Here is a 19,223-nt window from a genome sequence, read left to right on the forward strand (position 1 = left end):
TCCGCGACGGGGCACCCCGTCGACCGCGGGCTGCACGCGACGAGAGGACACCCCCGTGTACCTGCACGTCCAGAAACTCATCCACGAGATCGCCGAGGACGAGCCGGACCCCGCGGCGGCCAACGCCCTGCAGGAGGGCCTGGGCGGCCAGTTCGGCGAGATGCGCACGATGATGCAGTACCTGTTCCAGTCGATGAACTTCCGCGGCCCGGCCGCCAAGCCCTACAAGGACCTGCTGCAGGGCATCGGCACCGAGGAGATCAGCCACGTCGAGCTCATCGGCACGACCATCGCGCGCCTGCTCGACGGCTCCCCGCGCTACCAGGGCAAGCAGAGCGACCCGCTGGACACCCCGGGGGCCGGCGGGGCCACGCCCCTGGCCAACGCGCTGACCGAGAGCAACATCCACCACTACCTGGTGGGCGCGCAGGGCGCGCTGCCGGTGGACTCCGCCGGCAACCCCTGGAGCGGCAGCTACGTCTACAACTCCGGCAACCTCGTGCTGGACCTGCTCTACAACCTCATGCTGGAGTCCACCGGGCGGCTGCAGAAGTGCCGCATCTACGAGATGTCCAGCAACAAGACGCTGCGCTCCACCGTCAGCTACCTCATCGTGCGCGACCAGGCCCACGAGAACGGGTACGCCAAGGCGCTGGAGACCCTCGGGGTGGACTGGAAGAAGCTGCTGCCGATCCCGAAGACCAACGCCGAGCGGTTCCCCGAGGTCAAGCAGATGGTGGACCTCGGCTGGCAGAGCAAGCAGTACACGTTCGACCTCACCGGCGCCTCCGAGGCCGCGAAGATCTACCGCGGCGCGTCCCCGTCCAAGGACGGCACGGAGCTCGACGCCGGCGAGCAGGCCCCCGAGGGCGCCCCGCTGACCATCGCGCAGGAGCGCTACGAGGAGTTCGCGCCCGGCCTGGACCCCGAGCTCATCGAGCTCATCCAGGCCACCGCCGACCTGGAGATGGCCGAGCCGCAGATGACGTACGGTCCGCTGAAGGGCTGACGCGCCGGAGCGGACGGGGGTGGTGCCGGTGGTCCCTCCGGCACCACCCCCTCGGCCGATCGACCCGCGCCCGGCGCCCGCCGATGCCGCTGGGGTGAACCGTTCCCGGCTGCGCCGCGCGGCCGCCCCGGCCGGCCTGGCCCTGCTGCACGTGCTGGCCGTGCTGCTGGGCCGCGCCAGCGTCGTGGAGGGCGAGGCCAGCGTGCTGTGGCCGGCCGCCGGGGTGGCGTTCGCGTGGCTGGCGCGCTCCTGGCACGAGCCGCGCACCCGCCGGCGCGACGCCGCGCTGCTGGTGCTCACCGGCACGCTCGCGCTGCTGCTGGACGGCCAGCCCCTCGCGGCCGCGGCGCTCTTCGGCCTGGCCGGCGCCCTGGAGGCGCTGACCGCCTGCTGGGTGCACCACCGCCTGCAACCGCGCGGCTTCCGGCTGCGCGGCCCGGGCGACGTGTGGGTGCTGCTGCTGGCGCTGAGCACCGGCGCCCTGGTCGCGGGGCTGCCCGTGGCCGCCCTCAGCGCCGCCTCCGGCACCGGCGAGGCGCCCCTCGCCCTGCTCGCGGGGTGGGTGGTGCGCCACACCGCCAGCGCCCTGGCGGTGGCGGTGGTGTGGCTGCGCGCCGGGGACCGGCACCTGGACCCGCTGCCCGCCCAGGCCGGGCCCGTGGAGACCGTGGTCGTCCTCCTCGGCGGCAGCGTCCTGCTGAGCTGGCTGTTCGGCCGGCCCGGCAACGCCTCCCTGGCCTTCCTGGAGGCCCCGTTCGCGGTGTGGGCGGGGCTGCGCCTGTCCGCGCGCACGGCCGTGCTCAGCATCGTGCTGGGCACCGGCGTGCTCGTGCTGGCCACGGCCCAGGGCCTGGGGGTCTTCCGCGACCTGCCCCTGCAGCGGGCCGTGCTCGACGCGCAGCTGCTGGCGATCGTCCTGCTCGTCGTCGTCGTGCCGCTGGTGCTGCACCGCGAGGAGCGCCGGCGCCTGGACGCGCAGGTGCGCGCCGTGCACCGCGAGGCCGCCGCGGCGCTGGAGCACCAGGCCCGCCACGACGCGCTGACCGGCCTGCCCAACCGCGTCCTGCTGCGCGAGCGGCTCACCGGCGCCCTCGCCGAGGGTCCGGCCGGGGTGCTGTTCTGCGACCTGGACGGGTTCAAGGACGTCAACGACACCGCCGGTCACGGCGCCGGCGACGAGGTGCTGCGGCAGGTCGCCGCGCGCTTCGCCGCGTGCGCGCGCGAGGGCGACACCCTGGCGCGGCTGGGCGGGGACGAGTTCGCGGTCGTGTGCCCCGGCGTGCGCGGGCCGGAACCGCTGAACGCGCTGGCCGGGCGGCTGCTGGCGGCGCTGCGCGAGCCGGTGGTCACCGACCGCGGCACCTTCCGGGTGGGGGTGAGCGTGGGCGCCGCCCTGGCGGCGGGGGACCCCGCCCCGCACCGGCTGGCCGAGGGGCTGCTGGCCGCGGCCGACGCGGCGATGTACGACGCCAAGCGCGCCGGGAAGAACCGGGTGCACCTGCACCCGGTGCTGGACGGCGGGCCCGACGGGCGGGGCCGCCCCGGCACGGGGGACGCGGGGGGCGCTGGGGGCGTGGAGGGCGCGGGGCCTCAGGCCTCCGCGCCGGTGCGCGGCTCGTCCTCCTCCGGCGGCACGCGGCAGTAGCGCTGCACCACCAGGCCCACCACCAGCAGCAGCACCGAGAGCACCAGGTCGGCCAGCGCCACGAGGAACTGCTCGCGCCGCGCGTCGATGTCCAGGGTGGGCAGGTAGTGCGCGCAGAACCCGGCCGAGGCGCCCGCCAGCAGCGCCCCGGCCACCGTGGCGGCCTTGGCCAGCACCGCCGTGCGCGCCGCGCGCAGCGCGTCGATGCGCCGGCCCTTCTCCCCGCGCACCCACTGCCGCACCGGCCAGCCCAGGCCCAGGACCGCCACCACGAGCAGGCCGATCGTCAGCGTCGTGCGCCACACCAGCTGCGGCTCGGAACCGCCGGTGCCCGTCCACGCCCGCAGCCCCGACCAGGTCAGCACCGCGGCGAGGAACCCGGTGGCCAGCAGGACCCCCGGTCGCGCCGGCCTCACGGGAGCGGCCCGCCCAGGCGCGCCAGCAGCTCGCGCACCGGCCCGCCGCGCGGGCCGGGCAGCACCGCGTCCGGGTCCAGCCGCGCCCACGGCGCCAGCACGAACGCGCGCTCGCGGGCGCGCGGGTGCGGCAGCACCAGGTCCGGCTCGTCCAGCACCGTCCGGCCGTGCGCGACGACGTCCACGTCGATGGGGCGCGGGCCGCCGGGCACCTTCACCGAGCGGTCCAGGCCGCCGCGCCGCTCCACCTCGTGGCACAGCTCCAGCAGCGCGCGCGGGGACAGGGTGGTGCGGCCCAGCACCACCAGGTTCAGGAACTCCGGCTGGTCCAGCACCTCGCCCACCGGTGCGCTGGCCACCGCCTCGGAGACGGCGTCGACCTCCAGGCCCTCCGCGGCGCGCAGCGCGGCCACCGCGGCGCGCAGCGCCGCGGCCCGGTCGCCCAGGTTCGCGCCCAGGGAGAGCACCACCGGCACCGGCGCGGCCGGCGCGTCCGAGGAGGCCGAGGGGGCCGTGCTCACGCGCGCACCCGCCGCACGACGAGCTCCACGTCGTCGAAGGGCACGCTCAGCGGTGCGCGCGGCTTGTGCACGACGACGTCGACGGCGGCCACCCGCGGCGAGCGGGCCAGGCACCGCTCGGCGACCCGCGCGGCCAGCGTCTCCACCAGGGCCACCGGCTCGCCCGCCAGCACGCCCACCAGCTCCTCGGCCAGCGCGCCGTAGTCCACGGTGGCGGCCAGGTCGTCGCCGGCGGCGGCCTCGCGGGTGTCGAGGTGCAGCGCGACGTCCAGCCCGAAGGGCTGCCCGTCGCGGCGCTCGAAGTCCAGCACCCCGTGCCGGCCGGTGGCGCGCAGGCCGCGCAGCACGATGCGGTCCAGCACCCGCCCGTGCGCGTCCAGCACCGGCCCGGCGGCCTCCAGCGAGCTCACGCGGCCCCCGCCCCGGCCAGCGCCCACGCCCGCGCCACGCGCACCGCGGCGGCCGAGGCCGCCGCCTCGTGCACCCGCACGCCCCAGGCGCCCGCCGCCGCGGCCAGCGCGGAGACGGCGGCCGTGGCGTCGTCGCGCTGCGCCGGCGGCGGCACCGCGCCGTCGTCCCCGGCCAGCAGGGCGCCCAGGAAGCGCTTGCGGGAGGCGCCCACCAGCAGCGGGCGCCCCAGCGCGGCCAGCCGCGGCAGCGCCGCCAGCAGCGCCCAGTCGTGCTCGGCGACCTTGGCGAAGCCCAGGCCGGGGTCGAGCACGACCCGCGCCGGGTCCACGCCGGCGGCCGCGACGGCGTCCAGGCGCGCGGACAGCTCGGCGCCCACCTCGGCGACGACGTCGTCGTAGACGGCCAGGGAGGTCATGACGTCGGAGTGCCCGCGCCAGTGCGACAGGACGTAGCCGACGCCCAGCTCGGCGACGGTGGCGGCCATCGCGGGGTCGGCCAGGCCGCCGGAGACGTCGTTGACGAGGACCGCGCCGGCCCCCGCGGCGGCGCGGGCGACGTCGGCGCGCATGGTGTCCACGCTGACGGCCACGCCGCGGGCAGCCAGCTCGCGCACCACCGGCACCACGCGGCGCAGCTCCTCGGCGGCGTCCACGCGGGCCGCGCCGGGGCGGGTGGACTCCCCGCCCACGTCGACCACGTCGGCGCCGGCGGCCACCAGCGCCAGACCGCGCGCCACCGCGTCGGCGGCGGCCAGGTGGCGCCCGCCGTCGGAGAAGGAGTCGGGGGTGGCGTTGACCACGCCCAGGACGCGGCAGCGCCCGGGAGCCAGCAGCGCCGCCGGGTCCGGGGCGCCCGGGGCGCCCGCGGGTGCGTCCACGGGGGCGCTCACCGGTGCCCCGCGACGATGAGGCTCATGGCCTCCGCGCGGGTGGCCGGGTGGCGCAGCGCGCCGCGCACCGCCGAGGTGACCGTCTTCGCGCCGGGCTTGCGCACGCCGCGGTAGGTCATGCAGGAGTGCTCGCACTCCACCACGACGATGACGCCGCGCGGGTGCAGGCGCTCCACCAGCGCGTCGGCGACCTGCGTGGTCAGCCGCTCCTGCAGCTGCGGGCGGCGGGCGTACACGTCCACCAGCCGGGCCAGCTTCGACAGGCCGGTGACGCGGCCGTGCTCGCCGGGGATGTACCCGACGTGGGCGACGCCGTGGAAGGGCAGCAGGTGGTGCTCGCAGGTGGACTGGACCTCGATGTCCTTCACCAGCACCAGCTCGTCGTGCTCGAGGCCGAAGTCGGTGGCCAGCACGTCGGCGGGGTCCTGCCACAGCCCGGCGAACAGCTCCCCGGCCGCGCGGGCCACGCGCGCCGGGGTGTCCCGCAGGCCCTCGCGGTCCGGGTCCTCGCCGATGGCGAGGAGGAACTCCCGGACCGCGGCCTCGGCGCGGGCGGTGTCCACGCCCGCGCCGGTGCCGGCCTCGGGCAGGTGGGTGGTGCGACCGGTCACGGCTCCTCGTGGGTCCGGTTCATCGGGGCCTGGGCGCCGTGGCCGTTGAGCGCGGCGCGCTCGCGCGGGCCCGCCACCGGCGGCAGGTCGGAGACGTGGCGGCGCTCGCTGGAGAGCCACACGGGCCGCTGCGGGCGCTTGACGACCGGCGCGAAGATCTCCGCCAGCTCCGCCTGGTTCAGGGTCTCCTTGTCCAGCAGGGCCACGACGAGGGCGTCGAGGACCTGCCGGTGCTCCACGAGGATCTCCCACGCCTCGTCGTGCGCGGCCTCGATGAGGCGGCGCACCTCCTCGTCGACGATGCCGGCGACGCCCTCGGAGTAGTCGCGCTCGTGGCCCATGTCGCGGCCCAGGAACACCTCGCCGCCACCGGTGCCGAGCTTGATGGCGCCGATGCGCTCGCTCATGCCGAACTGGGTGACCATCTTGCGGGCCATCCCGGTGGCCTTCTCGATGTCGTTCGAGGCGCCCGTGGTGGGGTCGTGGAACACCAGCTCCTCGGCCACGCGCCCGCCCAGGGCGTACGCGAGCTGGTCGAGGATCTCGTTGCGCGAGGTGGAGTACTTGTCCTCGGTGGGCAGCACCATCGTGTAGCCCAGGGCGCGCCCGCGCGGCAGGATCGTCACCTTGGTCACCGGGTCGGTGTTGGGCAGGGCCGCCGCGACCAGGGCGTGGCCGCCCTCGTGGTACGCGGTGACCTTCAGCTCCTTCTCGCTCATGCGGCGGGTGCGCTTCTGCGGGCCGGCCATGACGCGGTCGATCGCCTCGTCGAGGGCGGCGTCGTCGATGACCTTGGCGCCGGCGCGCGCGGTGAGCAGCGCGGCCTCGTTGAGCACGTTGGCCAGGTCCGCGCCGGAGAAGCCCGGCGTGCGGCGGGCCACGGCGAGCAGGTCGATCCCCGGGGACATCGGCTTGCCCTTGGCGTGCACCTGCAGGATCTTGTGGCGGCCCTCCATGTCGGGGGCCTCCACCGCGATCTGGCGGTCGAAGCGGCCCGGGCGCAGCAGCGCCGGGTCGAGGATGTCGGGGCGGTTCGTGGCGGCGATGAGGATGACGTTCGCCTTGACGTCGAAGCCGTCCATCTCGACGAGGAGCTGGTTCAGCGTCTGCTCGCGCTCGTCGTGCCCGCCGCCCAGGCCGGCGCCGCGGTGGCGGCCCACGGCGTCGATCTCGTCGACGAAGATGATCGCCGGGGCGTTCTGCTTGGCCTGCTCGAACAGGTCGCGCACGCGCGAGGCGCCCACGCCGACGAACATCTCGACGAAGTCGGAGCCGGAGATCGAGTAGAACGGCACGCCCGCCTCGCCCGCGACGGCGCGCGCGAGCAGCGTCTTGCCGGTGCCGGGCGGGCCGTACAGCAGCACGCCCTTGGGGATCTTGGCGCCCACGGCCTGGAACTTCGCCGGCTCGGAGAGGAACTCCTTGATCTCGTGGAGCTCCTCGACGGCCTCGTCCGCCCCGGCGACGTCCGCGAACGTCGTCTTGGGGGTGTCCTTGGTCATCATCTTGGCCTTGGACTTGCCGAAGTTCATGACGCGGCTGCCGCCGCCCTGCATCTGGCTCATCAGCCACCAGAACAGCAGCAGGAGCAGCAGGATCGGGCCGACCGTGAAGAGCAGCGAGGAGAGCACGCTGGTGGTGGGCACCTCGTCGGTGACGCCACCGGGCGGCGGGCTGGCCTCCAGGGCCTCCAGGACCTCGCCACCGCGCTGGGCGATGTAGTACGAGCGCACCGTGGTGGCGCCGTCGACGTCCTCGCCCTGCTTCAGGCGCAGGTCGATGCGCTGGTTGCCGTCCGTGAGGGTGGCGCTCTGCACCCTGTCCTGCTCGATGATCTGCAGGGCGCGGGTCGTGGACACCTCGGTGGTGCCGCTGGAGGCGAAGAAGGACGCGCCGATCGCGACGACCGCCACGGCCACCACGATCCACAGCCACGGGCCGCGGACTACACGCTTGAGGTTCGACATCTGTGGAGGGGTCGCCCCCTGTCCCTCCTGCTCGGTCGTGAGGACTCCCGACGGTACACCGCTGCCTCAGGGGCTCGCGGGACCGCCGGTGGTCACCATTGTCGTCCCTGCAACGGGCGGGGGCACCCCCCCGTTCCTGCGCCGGCCCGGGCGTCCGCTGTCAGCGGAACGGCCCCGGCCGCGGGGGGCCGGCGGGGGTCAGCTGTAGACGTGCGGGGCCAGGGTGGCCACGCAGTCCAGGTTGCGGTACTTGTCGGCGAAGTCCAGGCCGTAGCCGACGACGAACTCGTTGGGGATGTCGAAGCCCACGTAGGCCACGTCCACCTCCACCTTGGCGGCCTCGGGCTTGCGCAGCAGCGCGCACACCCGCACCGACGCCGGCCCGCGGGAGCTGAGGTTGGCCAGCAGCCACGACAGGGTCAGGCCCGAGTCGATGATGTCCTCCACCACGAGCACGTGGCGGCCGGAGATGTCGGTGTCCAGGTCCTTGAGGATGCGCACCACGCCGGAGCTCTTCGTGCCCGAGCCGTAGGAGCTGACGGCCATGAAGTCCATCGACAGCGGGATGCTCATGGCGCGCGAGAGGTCGGCCATCACCATCACGGCGCCCTTGAGCACGCCCACGAGCAGGACGTCCTTGTCGGCGTAGTCCTCGTCCAGCCGTGCGGCCAGCTCGGCCACCCGGCCGGCCACCTGCTCCCTGGTGAGCAGGACGTGGGCGAGGTCGGTGCCGGCGGTGGCGGCGTCCACGGGTTCCTCCGGGAGGTCTGTGCGTCGGGGGGCGCCTCAGCCGGTGGGGTCGCCACCCGCGGGCGTGAGGTGGAGCCTGCCACACGCGCGGTGCGCCCTCGCACCCCCCGGCAGGTGCACCGGGCCCTGCCCGCGCCAGCGCAGCAGCAGCGCCTCCACCGCGTCCACGTGCACCGCGGCCAGGGTGCCCGCGGGGCAGCCGGCCGCCAGCGCCGCCCGGCGCAGCCAGCGCCGGCGCAGCGCCGCGGGGGCCGCCAGCAGCTCCTCCACCGGCGCGCGGCCGTCGCGGAAGGGGTCGCGCCGGGCGGCCAGCTCGTCCAGGGCGTCGGCGTCCTCGCGCAGCGCGCGCGCCGAGCGGGCCAGCGCCGCGGCCACCCCCGGCCCCAGCGCCGCCTCCAGCGCCGGCAGCGCGTCGTGGCGCACCCGCGCGCGCGCCAGGCGCCGGTCGGCGTTCCACGGGTCCTCCCACGCCTGCAGGCCCTCCAGCGCGCAGGCGGCGCGCACGAGCGCGCGCCCCAGCCCCAGCAGCGGGCGCCGGAAGGGCCCGCGCACCGGCGCCATCCCGGCCAGGCTGCGGGTGCCCGAACCGCGCGCCAGGCCCAGCAGCACCGTCTCGGCCTGGTCGTCCAGGGTGTGCCCCAACAGCACCGCCGCGGCCCCGCAGCCGTCGGCCAGCCGCTCCAGCGCGGCGTAGCGGGCCTCGCGGGCGGCGCCCTCGGGACCACCCGGACGGCCGACGGCCACCCGGGCGACCAGGGCCGGCTGCAGGCCCAGCGCGCCCGCGCACACCTCCCGCACGCGCCGCGCCAGGTCCGCCGAGCCCTCCTGCAGGCCGTGGTCGACGGTCACCGCCCCCGCGCGCAGCCCGGCGCGCGGGGCCTCGAAGGCGGTGGCGGCGGCCAGCGCCAGGGAGTCCGCGCCGCCGCTGCACGCCACGAGCACCAGGGCGCCGGGGTGCCGCGCGGCCAGCGCGCGCAGGTCCGCGCGCACCGCCGCGCGCACCGCGGCGACCTCGCGCGGCGGGCCGACCACCCCCCGGTCCCGCCGGGCTCAGCCGTGCACCCGGCGCACCCACGCGCCGGGGTCGGCCACCTCCGCCGGCGCGGGCAGGGACTCCGGCCCGCGCCACACCGCGTTCAGCCCGTCCCATCCCACCTCGCGCAGCACCCCGCGCACGAAGCGGGCGCCGTCGGCGTACTGGCGGGTCTTGGCGTCCAGGCCGAGCAGCCGGCGCGTCAGCTGGTCCAGCGCCCCGCGCCCGCGGCGGCGCTCGGTGAAGCGCTCGCGGATCGTGGCCACGGTGGGCACCACCTGCGGGCCCACGTCGTCCATGACGACGTCGGCGTGGCCCTCCAGCAGCGACATCACCGCCACCAGCCGGCGCACCCGCTCGCGCTGCTGCGGCGTCTGCAGCAGGTCCACCACGCCGACGCCGGTGCCCGTCGCGGTGCCGCCGTCGCCCTCGCCGCGCAGCACCTCCGGCAGCCCGCGCAGCGCGCCGGAGAGCCGCTCGCCCAGGTCGCGCTGGGTGGAGAGCAGGTCCGCCGACAGCTCGCGGGCCTCCTGCGCCAGCCAGCGGCGCAGCCAGGGGTTCGCCCCGAACTGCAGCCGGTGCGCCTCCTCGTGCAGGCACACCCAGCGGCGGAAGTCGCCCGGGTCCACCCCCAGCTCCCGCTCGACCTGCACGACGTTGGGCGCCACGAGCAGCAGCCGCCCCGGGCCGCCGTCGTCGACGCCGGAGAACACGTCGAACTGCCCCAGCACCCGCGAGGACAGGAACGCCAGCAGGGCGCCCGTCTCGGCGCCGGTGGCGCGCCGGCCCACCGCGGTGGTGGCGCGCTCGGCCCGCCCGCCCGCCCGCGCCGGGCGCCGCCCCGGCGGCGGGGCGGGCACGCGCACCGGCGCCAGCAGGGAGCGGAACGCCTCGACGTTGGCGCGCGCCCACGAGGCGCGGTCGACGACCAGCGCGGGCGGCTCCTCGCCGGCGGCGGGGTCGCGGCGCATCCGCGCGGTGGCGGCCACCGGCCCGGCGGCCCCGGCGGCGGCCTCGCGCAGCGCGCCGACGGCGTCGGCGACCTCGTCGGGCCCGGCGGCCGGGCCGGCCGGGGCCAGCCGGGCGGCGACGCGCGCGGCCAGGTCGAAGTCGAGGTAGGCGGCGACGGTGCGCTCCCCCGCCGGTGCGCCCGGCGGTGCGCTCGACGCGGCGGCGTCCGGCGGTGCGTCCATGGGCGCACGCTACGCGGCGCGGGCCGCGCGCACCGGCCGGGACGCCGCGGGGCCCGCGCAGGGCCCGCGCAGGGCCCGCGCGGGCGGGGGTCAGGAGCAGCCGCAGGCCGCCAGCGCCGCGGCGAAGCGGTCCTCGGCGCGGCGCGCGCCCCAGGAAGCGCCGGCCGGGACGGTGTCCGAGAGCACCGCGAACGCCAGCAGCCGCCCGTCGGCGTCGCGCACGTACCCGGCCAGGGAGCTGACGCCGGTGAGGGTGCCGGTCTTGGCGCGCACCACGCCCGCCGCGGGGGCGCCCTCGCCGCCGTAGCGGTCGGTCAGGGTCCCGGTGACCCCGGCGACCGGCAGGCCGCTGACCAGCGCGGACAGCTCGGGGTGCTCGGGGGAGGCGGCCAGCACCAGCAGGTCGGTGAGCACGCGCGCGGGCAGGCGGGTGCCGCGCCCCAGGCCGCTGACGCCCTGCAGCAGCACGCCGGTGGTGTCCACCCCGAGCGCGGCCACGGCGTCGGTGACGGCGGTGGAGGCGTCGTCGAAGGTGCCCGGGCGCCCGGCGGCCAGCGCCACCCGCCGGCCCAGGACCTCCGCCAGGGTGTTGTCGCTGTCGGTGAGCATCAGCTCGACCTGCTCGGCGGTGGTGGCGGACTCCACCCGGGCCAGCTCGCGGGCGCCGGGCGCGGCCGCGGCGCGCGCGACGGCGCCGCTCGCCAGGGCCACGCCCCGCTCCCCCAGCAGCCGGGCGAAGGTGCGCGCGGCGGCCAGGGCGGGGTCGGGGGCGCGCGGGGCGCTGGGGCCGGGCGCCAGGCGCCCCTCGTCGACGGCGACCGGGGCGATGGGGGCGACGTACCCGGCGGCGACGTCGCCGCCGGCCCAGCCCGGGGAGACGGCCGGGCCGGTGAAGGCGCCGTCGTCCAGCAGCACGGTGACGGCGCCGCCCGCACCCGCGCCGCCCGCGCCGGTGCGCAGCGCGGCCGCGGTGGCGGCGGCCAGGTCGGCCAGGCCCGCGTGCCCGGCGACGGCGTCGGGGTCCCCGGCGCCCGCGGCCAGCAGCACGTCGCCGCCGGCGCGCAGGACGACCTGGCCGGGCGCCTCGCCGGCCACGACGGTGGTGGCCGCGCGCGAGGTGGGCCCCAGCGCGCTCAGCGCGGCGGCGGCGGTGAGCAGCTTGGTGACCGAGGCCGGCGCGCGCGGGCCGGCGGCCTCGCGCGAGAGCAGCCGCTCGCCGGTGAGGGCGTCGGCGACCTCGGCGGCCGGCGCGCCGCCCAGGGCCGGGTCGGCCAGCGCCGCGGCGGTGCGCCGCTCCAGCGCGGCCGGGGCGGGCACGGGCGCGGCGGTGTCCGGGGCGGGCAGCACGGGCGCGGCGGTGGCGTCCGGCACGGCGGCGGCCGGGGCGGTGGGCAGCGGTGCAGCGGTGGGCGGCGCGGCGGTGGTCAGCGGGCCGGGCACGGCGCCGGCGACGTCGAGGCCGGCGTACCCGGCGAGCAGGGCGAGCACGGCGCCGGCACCGGTCAGACCCGTCGCGGCCCTGCGCACCCGATCCCCCTCGTCCCCCGTCCCGACCCGCCCGTCCGTGGCCGGCGGGCGACTGCGCGACACTAGCGCGACCGCCGGGCGCCGGACGTGGCGCCGGGGCGACCAGGAGGGCCCCGCCGGGCCCCGCGAGAGGAGCAGCGTGACCAAGGCACCCACGTCGGAGAACCACCCCTCGGACGAGGTCGTGAAGCCGACGCAGCCGACCGAGTTCGACGCGACCATCGAGATCCCCAAGGGTCAGCGCAACAAGTACGAGGTGGACCACGCGAGCGGTCGCATCCGCCTGGACCGCATGCTGTTCACGTCCACCCGCTACCCGCACGACTACGGGTTCATCGAGGGCACGCTGGGCGAGGACGGCGACCCGCTGGACGTGCTGGTGCTCCTGGAGGAGCCCACGTTCCCCGGCTGCCTCATCGCCTGCCGCCCCATCGGCATGTTCCACATGCGCGACGAGGCCGGCGGCGACGACAAGGTCCTCGCCGTGCCGGCGGGCGACCCGCGCTGGGACAACATCCAGGACCTGGACGACATCAGCGAGTTCGACCGCCTGGAGATCCAGCACTTCTTTGAGACCTACAAGGACCTCGAGCCCGGCAAGTCCGTCGAGGGCGCCAACTGGTCCGGCCGCGAGGAGGCCGAGCGGGAGATCGCCGCGTCCTACGAGCGCGCCAAGGGCACCTCGTACGAGGCCGGCGCCGGCCACTGACGCAGCACCCCCGGGCGGCTGCGCGCCGCCCGGGGGAGGCCGCTCAGCGCGGGCGGGTGCCCAGCGGCAGCAGCCCGGAGCGGTAGATCGAGGCGGTGCGCACGACGGCGCCGCTGTGCGGGGCCTCCACCATCAGCCCCGGCGCGACCACCAGGCCCACGTGGTGCACCGTGGCCGGGTCGGAGGTGTCCGTGGCGTAGAAGACCAGGTCGCCGGCCCGCAGGTCGGCCAGCGCCACCTCGTCCCCGCGCGAGCGCTGCAGGCGCGAGGAGTGCGGCAGCGCCACCCCGGCGGCCTCCCAGGCGCGCAGCACCAGCCCGGAGCAGTCGAAGGCGTCCGGGCCCTCCCCGCCCCACCGGTAGGGCTTGCCGAGCTGGGCCAGGGCCCGCGCGACGGCGGCGTCCGCGCCCGGGGTGGGGCCGGGGGCCGGGCGCACCGGCGCACCGGAGCCCTGCACCTCGGCGCGCGCGGCGGCCTCGCGGCGCACCTGCTCCTCGGCGGCCAGGGCGTCCAGGCGCCGGCGCTCCAGCAGCACGGAGGTGTCCTGCAGCGCGGCCAGCTCGGCGAGGACCTGCTCCTCGCGCGCCCGGGTGGCGGCCAGCAGGGCGTCGGCGGCGGCCGCGGCGCCCTCGGCGGCGGCGCGGGCCGCGGCAGCGGCGTCGGTGGCGCGCTGCTGGGCGCCGGCGGCGTCGCGCGCGGCGGCCTGCGCGGCCCCGGCGGCGGCGCTGGCCCCGCGGGCGCCGTCGACGGCCTCGTCGCGCGCGGCGGCGACCCGCTCCAGGGCGGCGGAGCGGTCCAGCACGTCCTGCGCCGAGCGGGCCCCCAGCACCGTGGCCAGCGGGCCCAGGTCGCCGGCGGTGGCGCGGTAGCTGCGCGAGGCGAAGCGGCCCAGGGCCAGGCGGGACTCCGCCAGCGCGGCGCGGGCGGCGGCGGCCGCGCCGTCGGCGCGCTCGGCCTCCTCGGAGCGCTGGCGCAGCAGGGCGGCGGCCTCGTCGTAGTCCTCCGCGGCGACGGACAGGCGCACGTGGGCGTCCTCCAGGGCCTGCTGCTGCGCGCCCAGCTCCGCCTGCAGGGCCGCCACGCGCGCGGCGGCGGCCGCGGCGGCCGCCCGGGCGGCCTCGACCTCGCCCGGGCCGGGCGGCAGCGGCTGGGCGTGCGCGGGGGCGGCCGCCAGCAGCGGCAGCGCCCCCAGCGCGGCCACCAGCAGGGCGCGGCGGCCGGGGCCCTCAGCCACGACGGACCCCGGCACGGGCCTGGACGCCGCCGCGGGTGCTCGGTCCCGTCACACGGCGCACACTAGCCGCGCGGGCCCGCCCCGGGAACGGCCCGCGGGCGCGGGAGCCCGCCGGGATCGCCGGGGCGCCGGGGCCCGCCCCCGCGCGTACGATCGACCGCCGGACCGCCGGGCGCCCCCGCGCCGGGGGCGCACGAGGACGGAGGAGCCGCCGTTGAGCGAGCTCATGCAGATCGGCGAGGTCGTCGAGCGGGTCGGCTACAGCTTCCGCACCATCCGCTACTACGAGGAGATGGGCCTGGTCGCGCCGTCCGCGCGCACCCCGGGCGGCTTCCGGCTGTACACCGAGATGGACGTGTACCGGCTCATGGTGCTCAAGCGCATGAAGCCGCTGGACTTCTCCCTGGACGAGATGCGCCGGCTGCTGGCGATCCTCGACGCCCTGGACGGCCGGGTGCCCTCGGACACCCCCCGCGAGACGCTGTTCGACCAGCTCGACGAGTTCCGCGCCGCCGCGGACGCCCGGGTGGAGAAGCTGCGCGAGAAGCTCGCGATGGCCGAGGAGTTCGCCCAGCGGCTGCGCGACGAGGCCGCCGGCCGCTCCGACGGCAGCTCCCCCGCCCCGGAGCCGCCGGTGCGCCAGGAGCAGGACGGCGCCACCGCCGCGGGCTGAGCCCCGGGCGCGGCCGCCGGCCGCGCCCGGGCTCGTCCGGGGTCGTCCGGGACCGGCCGGGCTCAGCCGGCGAAGGGCAGCACCGGCAGGCCGCGCACGCCGGGGACGAACCGGAACACGCTGCCCGCCGCGGGGTCGTCGTCGTCGGCGAGGTTCTCGCGCGAGGTCGTGATGAACAGCTCGTCGAGGTCCGCGCCGCCGAAGGTGCACGCGGTCACCTGGCGCGCGCCCACCTCCACCACGGCGTCCAGCGTCCCGTCCGGGGCGTAGCGGCGCACCGCCGAGCCGCCGAACAGCGCCGTCCACACCCCGCCCTCGGCGTCCACGCACAGCCCGTCGGGGTTGTTCGAGCCGGAGGCGTCGTTGACCTGCGCGAACGGGCGGCGGTTCGCCAGCCCGCCCTCGCGGTCGTAGTCGAAGACGTCCGTGCGGCCGGTGGGGGTGTCGTTGTAGTACGCCAGCGTCCCGTCGGGGCTGAAGCCCAGGCCGTTGGAGATGGTCACGCCCGTCAGCACGGTGCGCACCGAGCCGTCCGGGTCCAGGCGGAAGACGGACCCGCGGCCCTCGCCGGCGCCGCCGTCCTGCTCGTAGGCCATCGAGCCGGCGTAGAAGCGCCCGTCCGGGTCGCAGCCGCCCTCGTTCATCCGCAGCCCCTCGGCCGCTCCCCACAGCTCCGGCAGCGGCGTCAGGGTGCCGTCGGCGTCCTCGAGCACGAACCCGCGCTCGACCGCCACGACCGCCCCGCCGCCGGTGCGCGGGCGCACGATCGCCGCGACGTCGCCGTAGTGCCGGCGCGTCAGCTCCCCGGAGGGGGTCAGGGTCAGGACGTCGCCGGCGACCATGTCGACGAACCGCAGGCCGCCCCACTGCGGCGACCAGCACGGTCCCTCGCCGTGGTAGACGACCCGGTCGGTGATGCGCTCCGCTGCAGCCACGCCCCGCACCCTAGGGGACGGGCGTTGGCCCGGCCGGGTGGACCCGCTCCAGGGGCCGCGCCGGCGGGCCGACGAACCACCGTGCCCGCTGCCCGCCCCGCCGCCCCCGCCGTGGCCACGCCGCGCGTGATGGCGCCGACCGCGGGCGCGTTCTACCTGGCCGGCGGCGTCGCCGCGCTGGCCGTCGTCCTCGGCTCGCCGTTCCCCACCACCGCCGCCCGCCTGCACCTGGGCGCCCTGGCGGTGACCGCGCTGCTGGCCGGCGCGCTGCTGGTGCTGCTGGGGCGCGCGCTGCCGCGCTGGGCCTTCCACCTCGTCGCCGGCTCCGGCACCGCGCTGATCACCCTGGCGGTGCCGGTGTGCCCCACCATCGGCACCGCGCTGGCGATCTCCGCGGTGTACCTGTTCGTGGCGGTCTTCGTCGTCTTCTTCTGCACCTGGCGGCAGTCGGTGGCCCACCTGGTGCTGCTGGCGTGCGCGGGGGCGTGGGCGCTGTGCGACCGGCCCGGGGTGACGCCGGGGGTGTCGGTGTCGATGGGCGTGGTGCTCACCTTCCTGTCGGTGGTCACCGGGCTGCTGGTGCAGCGCGCCGCCAGCGCCGGGCGCGACAGCCTCACCGGCCTGGCCAACCGCCGCGGCTTCGACGACGCCCTCGACGGCGCCCTGGCCGCCACCGCCCGCACCGGCGCGCCCCTGTCCGCCGCGCTGCTCGACGTGGACCACTTCAAGCGCGTCAACGACCGCTCCGGGCACGCCGCCGGCGACGACCTGCTGCGCGCGGTCGCCCGGGAGTGCCGCGCCGCGCTGCCCGCCGGGGCGGTGCTGGCCCGCTACGGCGGCGACGAGTTCGCCGTCCTGCTGCCGGGGGTGCCCGGCCCGGCGGCGCTGGAGCGGGTGGAGGCGCTGCGCACCGCCAGCCGCCGCGCCGGCCTGTCGTGCGGGGTGGCCGAGCTCTCCCCCGGCGAGAGCGGCGCCGACCTCATGCGCCGCGCCGACAGCGCCCTGTACGCCGCCAAGGCCGCCGGGCGCGGGCAGTCCCGGCTGCTGGACGACGCCTCCGCGGCCCTGGCGCACGACCTGGCCGCGGCGCTGGCCGCCGGCGACGTGCGCGCCTGGTTCCAGCCGCTGGTGGACCCCGCCGACGGCGCGGTCGTGGGCGTGGAGGCGCTGGCCCGCTGGACGCACGCCGAGCGCGGGGCGGTGCCGCCGCTGGAGTTCGTGCACGCCGCCGAGACCAGCGGCCTGGTGCACGAGCTGGGCCCGGCCGTGCTCGCCGACGCCTGCCGCGGCGCGCTGGCGGTGCGCGCCGCCGCCGGGCGCGAGCTGCTGCTCACCGTGAACGTCTCCGGCCGCGAGCTGGCGCGCGCGGACTACCCGCGGCGGGTGCTGGACGTCCTGGCGGCCACCGGCTTCCCGGCGACCTCGCTGGTGCTGGAGGTCACCGAGAGCGTCGTGGACGCCTCCTCCGAGCAGGCCCTGGCGGCGCTGCGCGCGCTGCGCGAGCACGGCATCGCCGTGGCGATCGACGACTTCGGCACCGGCTACTCGGCCTTCAGCCGCCTGGACACCCTGCCCGCGGACTACCTCAAGCTCGACGCCGGCTTCACCGCCGACATCACCACCTCCCCGCGCCGGGCCGGGATGCTGGAGGCGCTGCTGGGGCTGAGCCGGACCCTGGGCCTGGAGGTCGTCGCCGAGGGCGTGGAGACGCCCGAGCAGGCGCGGCTGCTGGCCGAGATGGGCTGCCCGCTGGCGCAGGGCTGGCTCTTCAGCCGCCCGGTGCCGCCGCGGGAGCTGGCCGAGCGGCTGGCGCGCGCGCCGCAGCGCACCGGGGCGGCCTGAGGCCCGCGGCCCCGGCGCTCACGGCCCCGGCGCTCACGGCCCCGCGCTCACAGCCCCGGCGTGGGCAGGTACGCCAGCTCCGGGCGCCCCGAGCCGCCGTAGCGCGGCTCCTTGCGGGCGCGGCCGGCGCCGGCCAGGTGCTCCAGGTAGCGGCGGGCGCTGACCCGCGACAGGCCCGTGGCGGCGGCGGCCTCGGCGGCGGACAGCCCCGCGCCGGGCGGGGCGGCGCGCAGCGCGGCGACCACGGCCTGCAGCGTCGCCGGCACCACCCCGCGCGCCGGGCCGGTGGAGGTGCGCAGCTGCGAGAGCGCCTCGTCGATGGCCTGCTGGTCCAGCGCGTCGGACCCGCCGCCGGCGGCGCGCGCCACCTCGGCGCGGAAGCGCGCGTAGGAGCGCAGCCGCTCCTCCAGCGAGGCCGCGGTGAACGGCTTCAGCAGGTACTGCACCACCCCCATCGACAGCGCCTGGCGCACCACCGCCGGCTCGCGGGCGGCGGTGACGGCCACGACGTCGGCGCCCACGGCGGCCGCGCGCAGCGCCCGCAGCACCTGCAGCCCGTCCATGTCGGGCAGCGTCATGTCCAGCAGCACCAGGTCCACCCCGCCGGCGCCCACGGCGGCCAGCGCCTCGCGGCCGGAGTGCACGGCGGCGGCCACGGTGAAGCCGGCCACGCCCCGCACCAGCCGGGCGTGCGCGGCGGCCAGCACCGGGTCGTCCTCGACGACGAGCACCCGGATCACCGCCGCGCCCCCTCCCCCGCGGGCAGGCGCACCACGACCGTGCCGCCGCCGTCGTCGAGGGTCACCGGCTCCTCCAGGGCGATCGAGCCGCCGTGCCGGCGCACCACCTGGCCCACCAGCGCCAGGCCCAGCCCGTGCGCGCCGGCGGGGTTCAGGCGCTGCTCCTTGCGCGACCAGCCGCGCTGCAGCGCCCGCTCCAGCGACCCGGCCGGGAAGCCCGCCCCGGAGTCCGTCACCCGCACCTCCACCACGCCGTCCCCGCAGGCGGTGCGCACCCGCACCCACCGCGGCTCCGCGCCGGCCAGCGCCGCCTCCACCGCGTTGTCCAGCAGGTTGCCCACCACGGTGACCAGGTCGCGCGCCGGCAGCAGCCCCTCGGGCAGCGCGGTGTCCGGCTCCACCTCCAGCTCCACGCCGCGCTCGGCGGCCTGCGCGGACTTGCCCACCAGCAGCGCGGCCACCGCCGGGTCCGCGACGTCGGCGACGACGAGGTCGGTGAGCTGCTGCGCGGCGGCCAGCTCCGCGGTGGCGAACTCCACGGCCTGCCGGCCGCGGCCCTGCTCGACGAGGGTGACCACGACGTGCAGGCGGTTGGCCGCCTCGTGCGCCTGCGAGCGCAGCGCCTCCGCCAGCCCGCGCACCGCGTCCAGGTCCCGGGTCAGCGCCTCCAGCTCGGTGTGGTCGCGCAGCGTGACCACGGTGCCGACGCGGCGGCCCTCCCAGCGGGCGTCGAGGCGGCTGACGACCAGGACGCGGTCGTCGGTGACCTGCACGTCGTCCACGACGTCCTCCCCGCCCTCGGCCAGGCGGCGCACCGCCGGCGGCAGCTCCACGCCGGGCACGCCGTCGGCGGCGCCCTCCGGCCCGGGCGGCAGCAGCCGGCGGGCCTCGTCGTTGACGACCTGCACCCGCCCGGCGGTGTCCAGCACGACCAGGCCCTCGCGCAGGGAGTGCAGGACGGCGTCGTCGACCTCCCACAGCCGCGTCAGGTCCGCCGGCTCCAGGCCGTGGGGGGGGGGGGGGGGGGGGGGGGGGGGGGGGGGGGGCGGGGGGGGGGGGGGCGGGGGGGCCTCCGCCGCCGCGCCGCCCCCCCCCCCCCCCCGCCCCCCCCCCCCCCC

19 protein-coding genes are annotated in these 19,223 nt (G+C 78.1%); 5 read left to right on the forward strand and 14 right to left on the reverse strand.

The features are described 5' to 3' along the window. Positions 1-55: 55 nt before the first annotated feature. Both ACRYR7_RS09905 and ACRYR7_RS09910 read left to right on the forward strand, forming a co-directional pair. On the forward strand, positions 56-1,009 hold the full coding sequence (locus ACRYR7_RS09905; protein ID WP_432571919.1) for a manganese catalase family protein: 954 nt from the start codon (positions 56-58) through the stop codon (positions 1,007-1,009). Positions 1,010-1,103: 94 nt separating this feature from the next. Continuing rightward, complete coding sequence (locus tag ACRYR7_RS09910) at positions 1,104-2,654, forward strand: diguanylate cyclase domain-containing protein (RefSeq protein ID WP_432571920.1); 1,551 nt, start codon at positions 1,104-1,106, stop codon at positions 2,652-2,654. Here ACRYR7_RS09910 and ACRYR7_RS09915 read toward each other — a convergent pair. From ACRYR7_RS09915 to dacB, 10 genes are all read right to left on the reverse strand, one after another. Then, entirely contained in the window at positions 2,600-3,070 is a 471-nt protein-coding gene (locus ACRYR7_RS09915; RefSeq protein ID WP_432571921.1) for a DUF3180 domain-containing protein, read from the reverse strand. The genes ACRYR7_RS09910 and ACRYR7_RS09915 overlap by 55 nt on opposite strands. Next, positions 3,067-3,591, reverse strand: coding sequence for a 2-amino-4-hydroxy-6-hydroxymethyldihydropteridine diphosphokinase (gene folK, locus ACRYR7_RS09920; RefSeq protein WP_432571922.1), 525 nt, complete (start codon positions 3,589-3,591; stop codon positions 3,067-3,069). Before folK ends, ACRYR7_RS09915 begins: the two co-directional genes overlap by 4 nt. Then, complete coding sequence (gene folB / locus ACRYR7_RS09925) at positions 3,588-4,001, reverse strand: dihydroneopterin aldolase (protein WP_432571923.1); 414 nt, start codon at positions 3,999-4,001, stop codon at positions 3,588-3,590. Before folB ends, folK begins: the two co-directional genes overlap by 4 nt. After that, positions 3,998-4,879 carry a dihydropteroate synthase gene (gene folP, locus ACRYR7_RS09930; RefSeq protein WP_432571924.1) on the reverse strand — a complete coding sequence of 294 codons (882 nt, stop codon included), beginning with the start codon at positions 4,877-4,879 and terminating at the stop codon, positions 3,998-4,000. Before folP ends, folB begins: the two co-directional genes overlap by 4 nt. 8 nt (positions 4,880-4,887) lie before the next feature. Then, positions 4,888-5,502 (reverse strand): GTP cyclohydrolase I FolE, encoded by a 615-nt coding sequence (gene folE / locus ACRYR7_RS09935; protein ID WP_432571925.1) that lies wholly within the window; start codon positions 5,500-5,502, stop codon positions 4,888-4,890. Continuing rightward, entirely contained in the window at positions 5,499-7,469 is a 1,971-nt protein-coding gene (ftsH, locus tag ACRYR7_RS09940; protein WP_432571926.1) for an ATP-dependent zinc metalloprotease FtsH, read from the reverse strand. The genes folE and ftsH overlap by 4 nt, the downstream gene beginning before the upstream one ends. Positions 7,470-7,667: 198 nt before the next feature. Then, entirely contained in the window at positions 7,668-8,219 is a 552-nt protein-coding gene (hpt, locus tag ACRYR7_RS09945) for a hypoxanthine phosphoribosyltransferase (RefSeq protein WP_432571927.1), read from the reverse strand. Between the two features lie 36 nt (positions 8,220-8,255). Continuing rightward, complete coding sequence (gene tilS, locus ACRYR7_RS09950; RefSeq protein ID WP_432571928.1) at positions 8,256-9,251, reverse strand: tRNA lysidine(34) synthetase TilS; 996 nt, start codon at positions 9,249-9,251, stop codon at positions 8,256-8,258. Positions 9,252-9,269: 18 nt separating this feature from the next. Beyond that, the gene (locus ACRYR7_RS09955; RefSeq protein WP_432571929.1) at positions 9,270-10,445 is read right to left on the reverse strand and encodes a zinc-dependent metalloprotease; all 1,176 of its coding nucleotides are present in this window, start codon (positions 10,443-10,445) and stop codon (positions 9,270-9,272) included. A 90-nt stretch (positions 10,446-10,535) separates the two neighbouring features. Further along, the gene (gene dacB / locus ACRYR7_RS09960) at positions 10,536-11,972 is read right to left on the reverse strand and encodes a D-alanyl-D-alanine carboxypeptidase/D-alanyl-D-alanine endopeptidase (RefSeq protein WP_432571930.1); all 1,437 of its coding nucleotides are present in this window, start codon (positions 11,970-11,972) and stop codon (positions 10,536-10,538) included. 184 nt (positions 11,973-12,156) lie between these two features. Between dacB and ACRYR7_RS09965 the strand changes: the two genes are divergently transcribed. Then, on the forward strand, positions 12,157-12,681 hold the full coding sequence (locus ACRYR7_RS09965; RefSeq protein WP_432571937.1) for an inorganic diphosphatase: 525 nt from the start codon (positions 12,157-12,159) through the stop codon (positions 12,679-12,681). A 43-nt stretch (positions 12,682-12,724) separates the two neighbouring features. Here the strand turns inward: ACRYR7_RS09965 and ACRYR7_RS09970 are convergent, their stop codons facing one another. Continuing rightward, a complete protein-coding gene (locus ACRYR7_RS09970) occupies positions 12,725-13,915 on the reverse strand; it encodes a C40 family peptidase (protein WP_432571931.1) in 1,191 nt (396 codons plus the stop codon). A gap of 214 nt (positions 13,916-14,129) precedes the next feature. Between ACRYR7_RS09970 and ACRYR7_RS09975 the strand changes: the two genes are divergently transcribed. Further along, positions 14,130-14,588: a MerR family transcriptional regulator gene (locus tag ACRYR7_RS09975; RefSeq protein ID WP_432571932.1), complete on the forward strand. Its 459-nt coding sequence runs from the start codon at positions 14,130-14,132 to the stop codon at positions 14,586-14,588. Between the two features lie 62 nt (positions 14,589-14,650). Here ACRYR7_RS09975 and ACRYR7_RS09980 read toward each other — a convergent pair whose 3' ends face one another. Next, a complete protein-coding gene (locus ACRYR7_RS09980) occupies positions 14,651-15,523 on the reverse strand; it encodes an SMP-30/gluconolactonase/LRE family protein (RefSeq protein ID WP_432571933.1) in 873 nt (290 codons plus the stop codon). An 81-nt stretch (positions 15,524-15,604) separates the two neighbouring features. On the opposite strand from ACRYR7_RS09980, the gene ACRYR7_RS09985 reads away from it, so the two are divergent. After that, entirely contained in the window at positions 15,605-17,365 is a 1,761-nt protein-coding gene (locus ACRYR7_RS09985; RefSeq protein WP_432571934.1) for a putative bifunctional diguanylate cyclase/phosphodiesterase, read from the forward strand. A gap of 47 nt (positions 17,366-17,412) precedes the next feature. Here ACRYR7_RS09985 and ACRYR7_RS09990 read toward each other — a convergent pair whose 3' ends face one another. Together ACRYR7_RS09990 and ACRYR7_RS09995 are read right to left on the reverse strand one after the other, a co-directional pair. Beyond that, on the reverse strand, positions 17,413-18,105 hold the full coding sequence (locus ACRYR7_RS09990; RefSeq protein ID WP_432571935.1) for a response regulator: 693 nt from the start codon (positions 18,103-18,105) through the stop codon (positions 17,413-17,415). Beyond that, positions 18,102-19,223, reverse strand: a 1,122-nt coding sequence (locus ACRYR7_RS09995; RefSeq protein WP_432571936.1) for a sensor histidine kinase, incomplete at its 5' end; no start/stop codon positions are given. The genes ACRYR7_RS09990 and ACRYR7_RS09995, both read right to left, overlap by 4 nt.

It is taken from the genome of Kineococcus gurbantunggutensis (genome assembly GCF_050871925.1).
Taxonomy (GTDB): Bacteria; Actinomycetota; Actinomycetes; order Actinomycetales; family Kineococcaceae; genus Kineococcus.

What these genes read in the sequence shown, in the direction of transcription:
- ACRYR7_RS09955 (WP_432571929.1), bottom strand. Translation starts at nt 10,445, where the DNA reads ATGGACGCACCGCCGGACGCCGCCGCGTCGAGCGCACCGCCGGGCGCA.
- ftsH (WP_432571926.1), bottom strand. Translation starts at nt 7,469, where the DNA reads ATGTCGAACCTCAAGCGTGTAGTCCGCGGCCCGTGGCTGTGGATCGTG.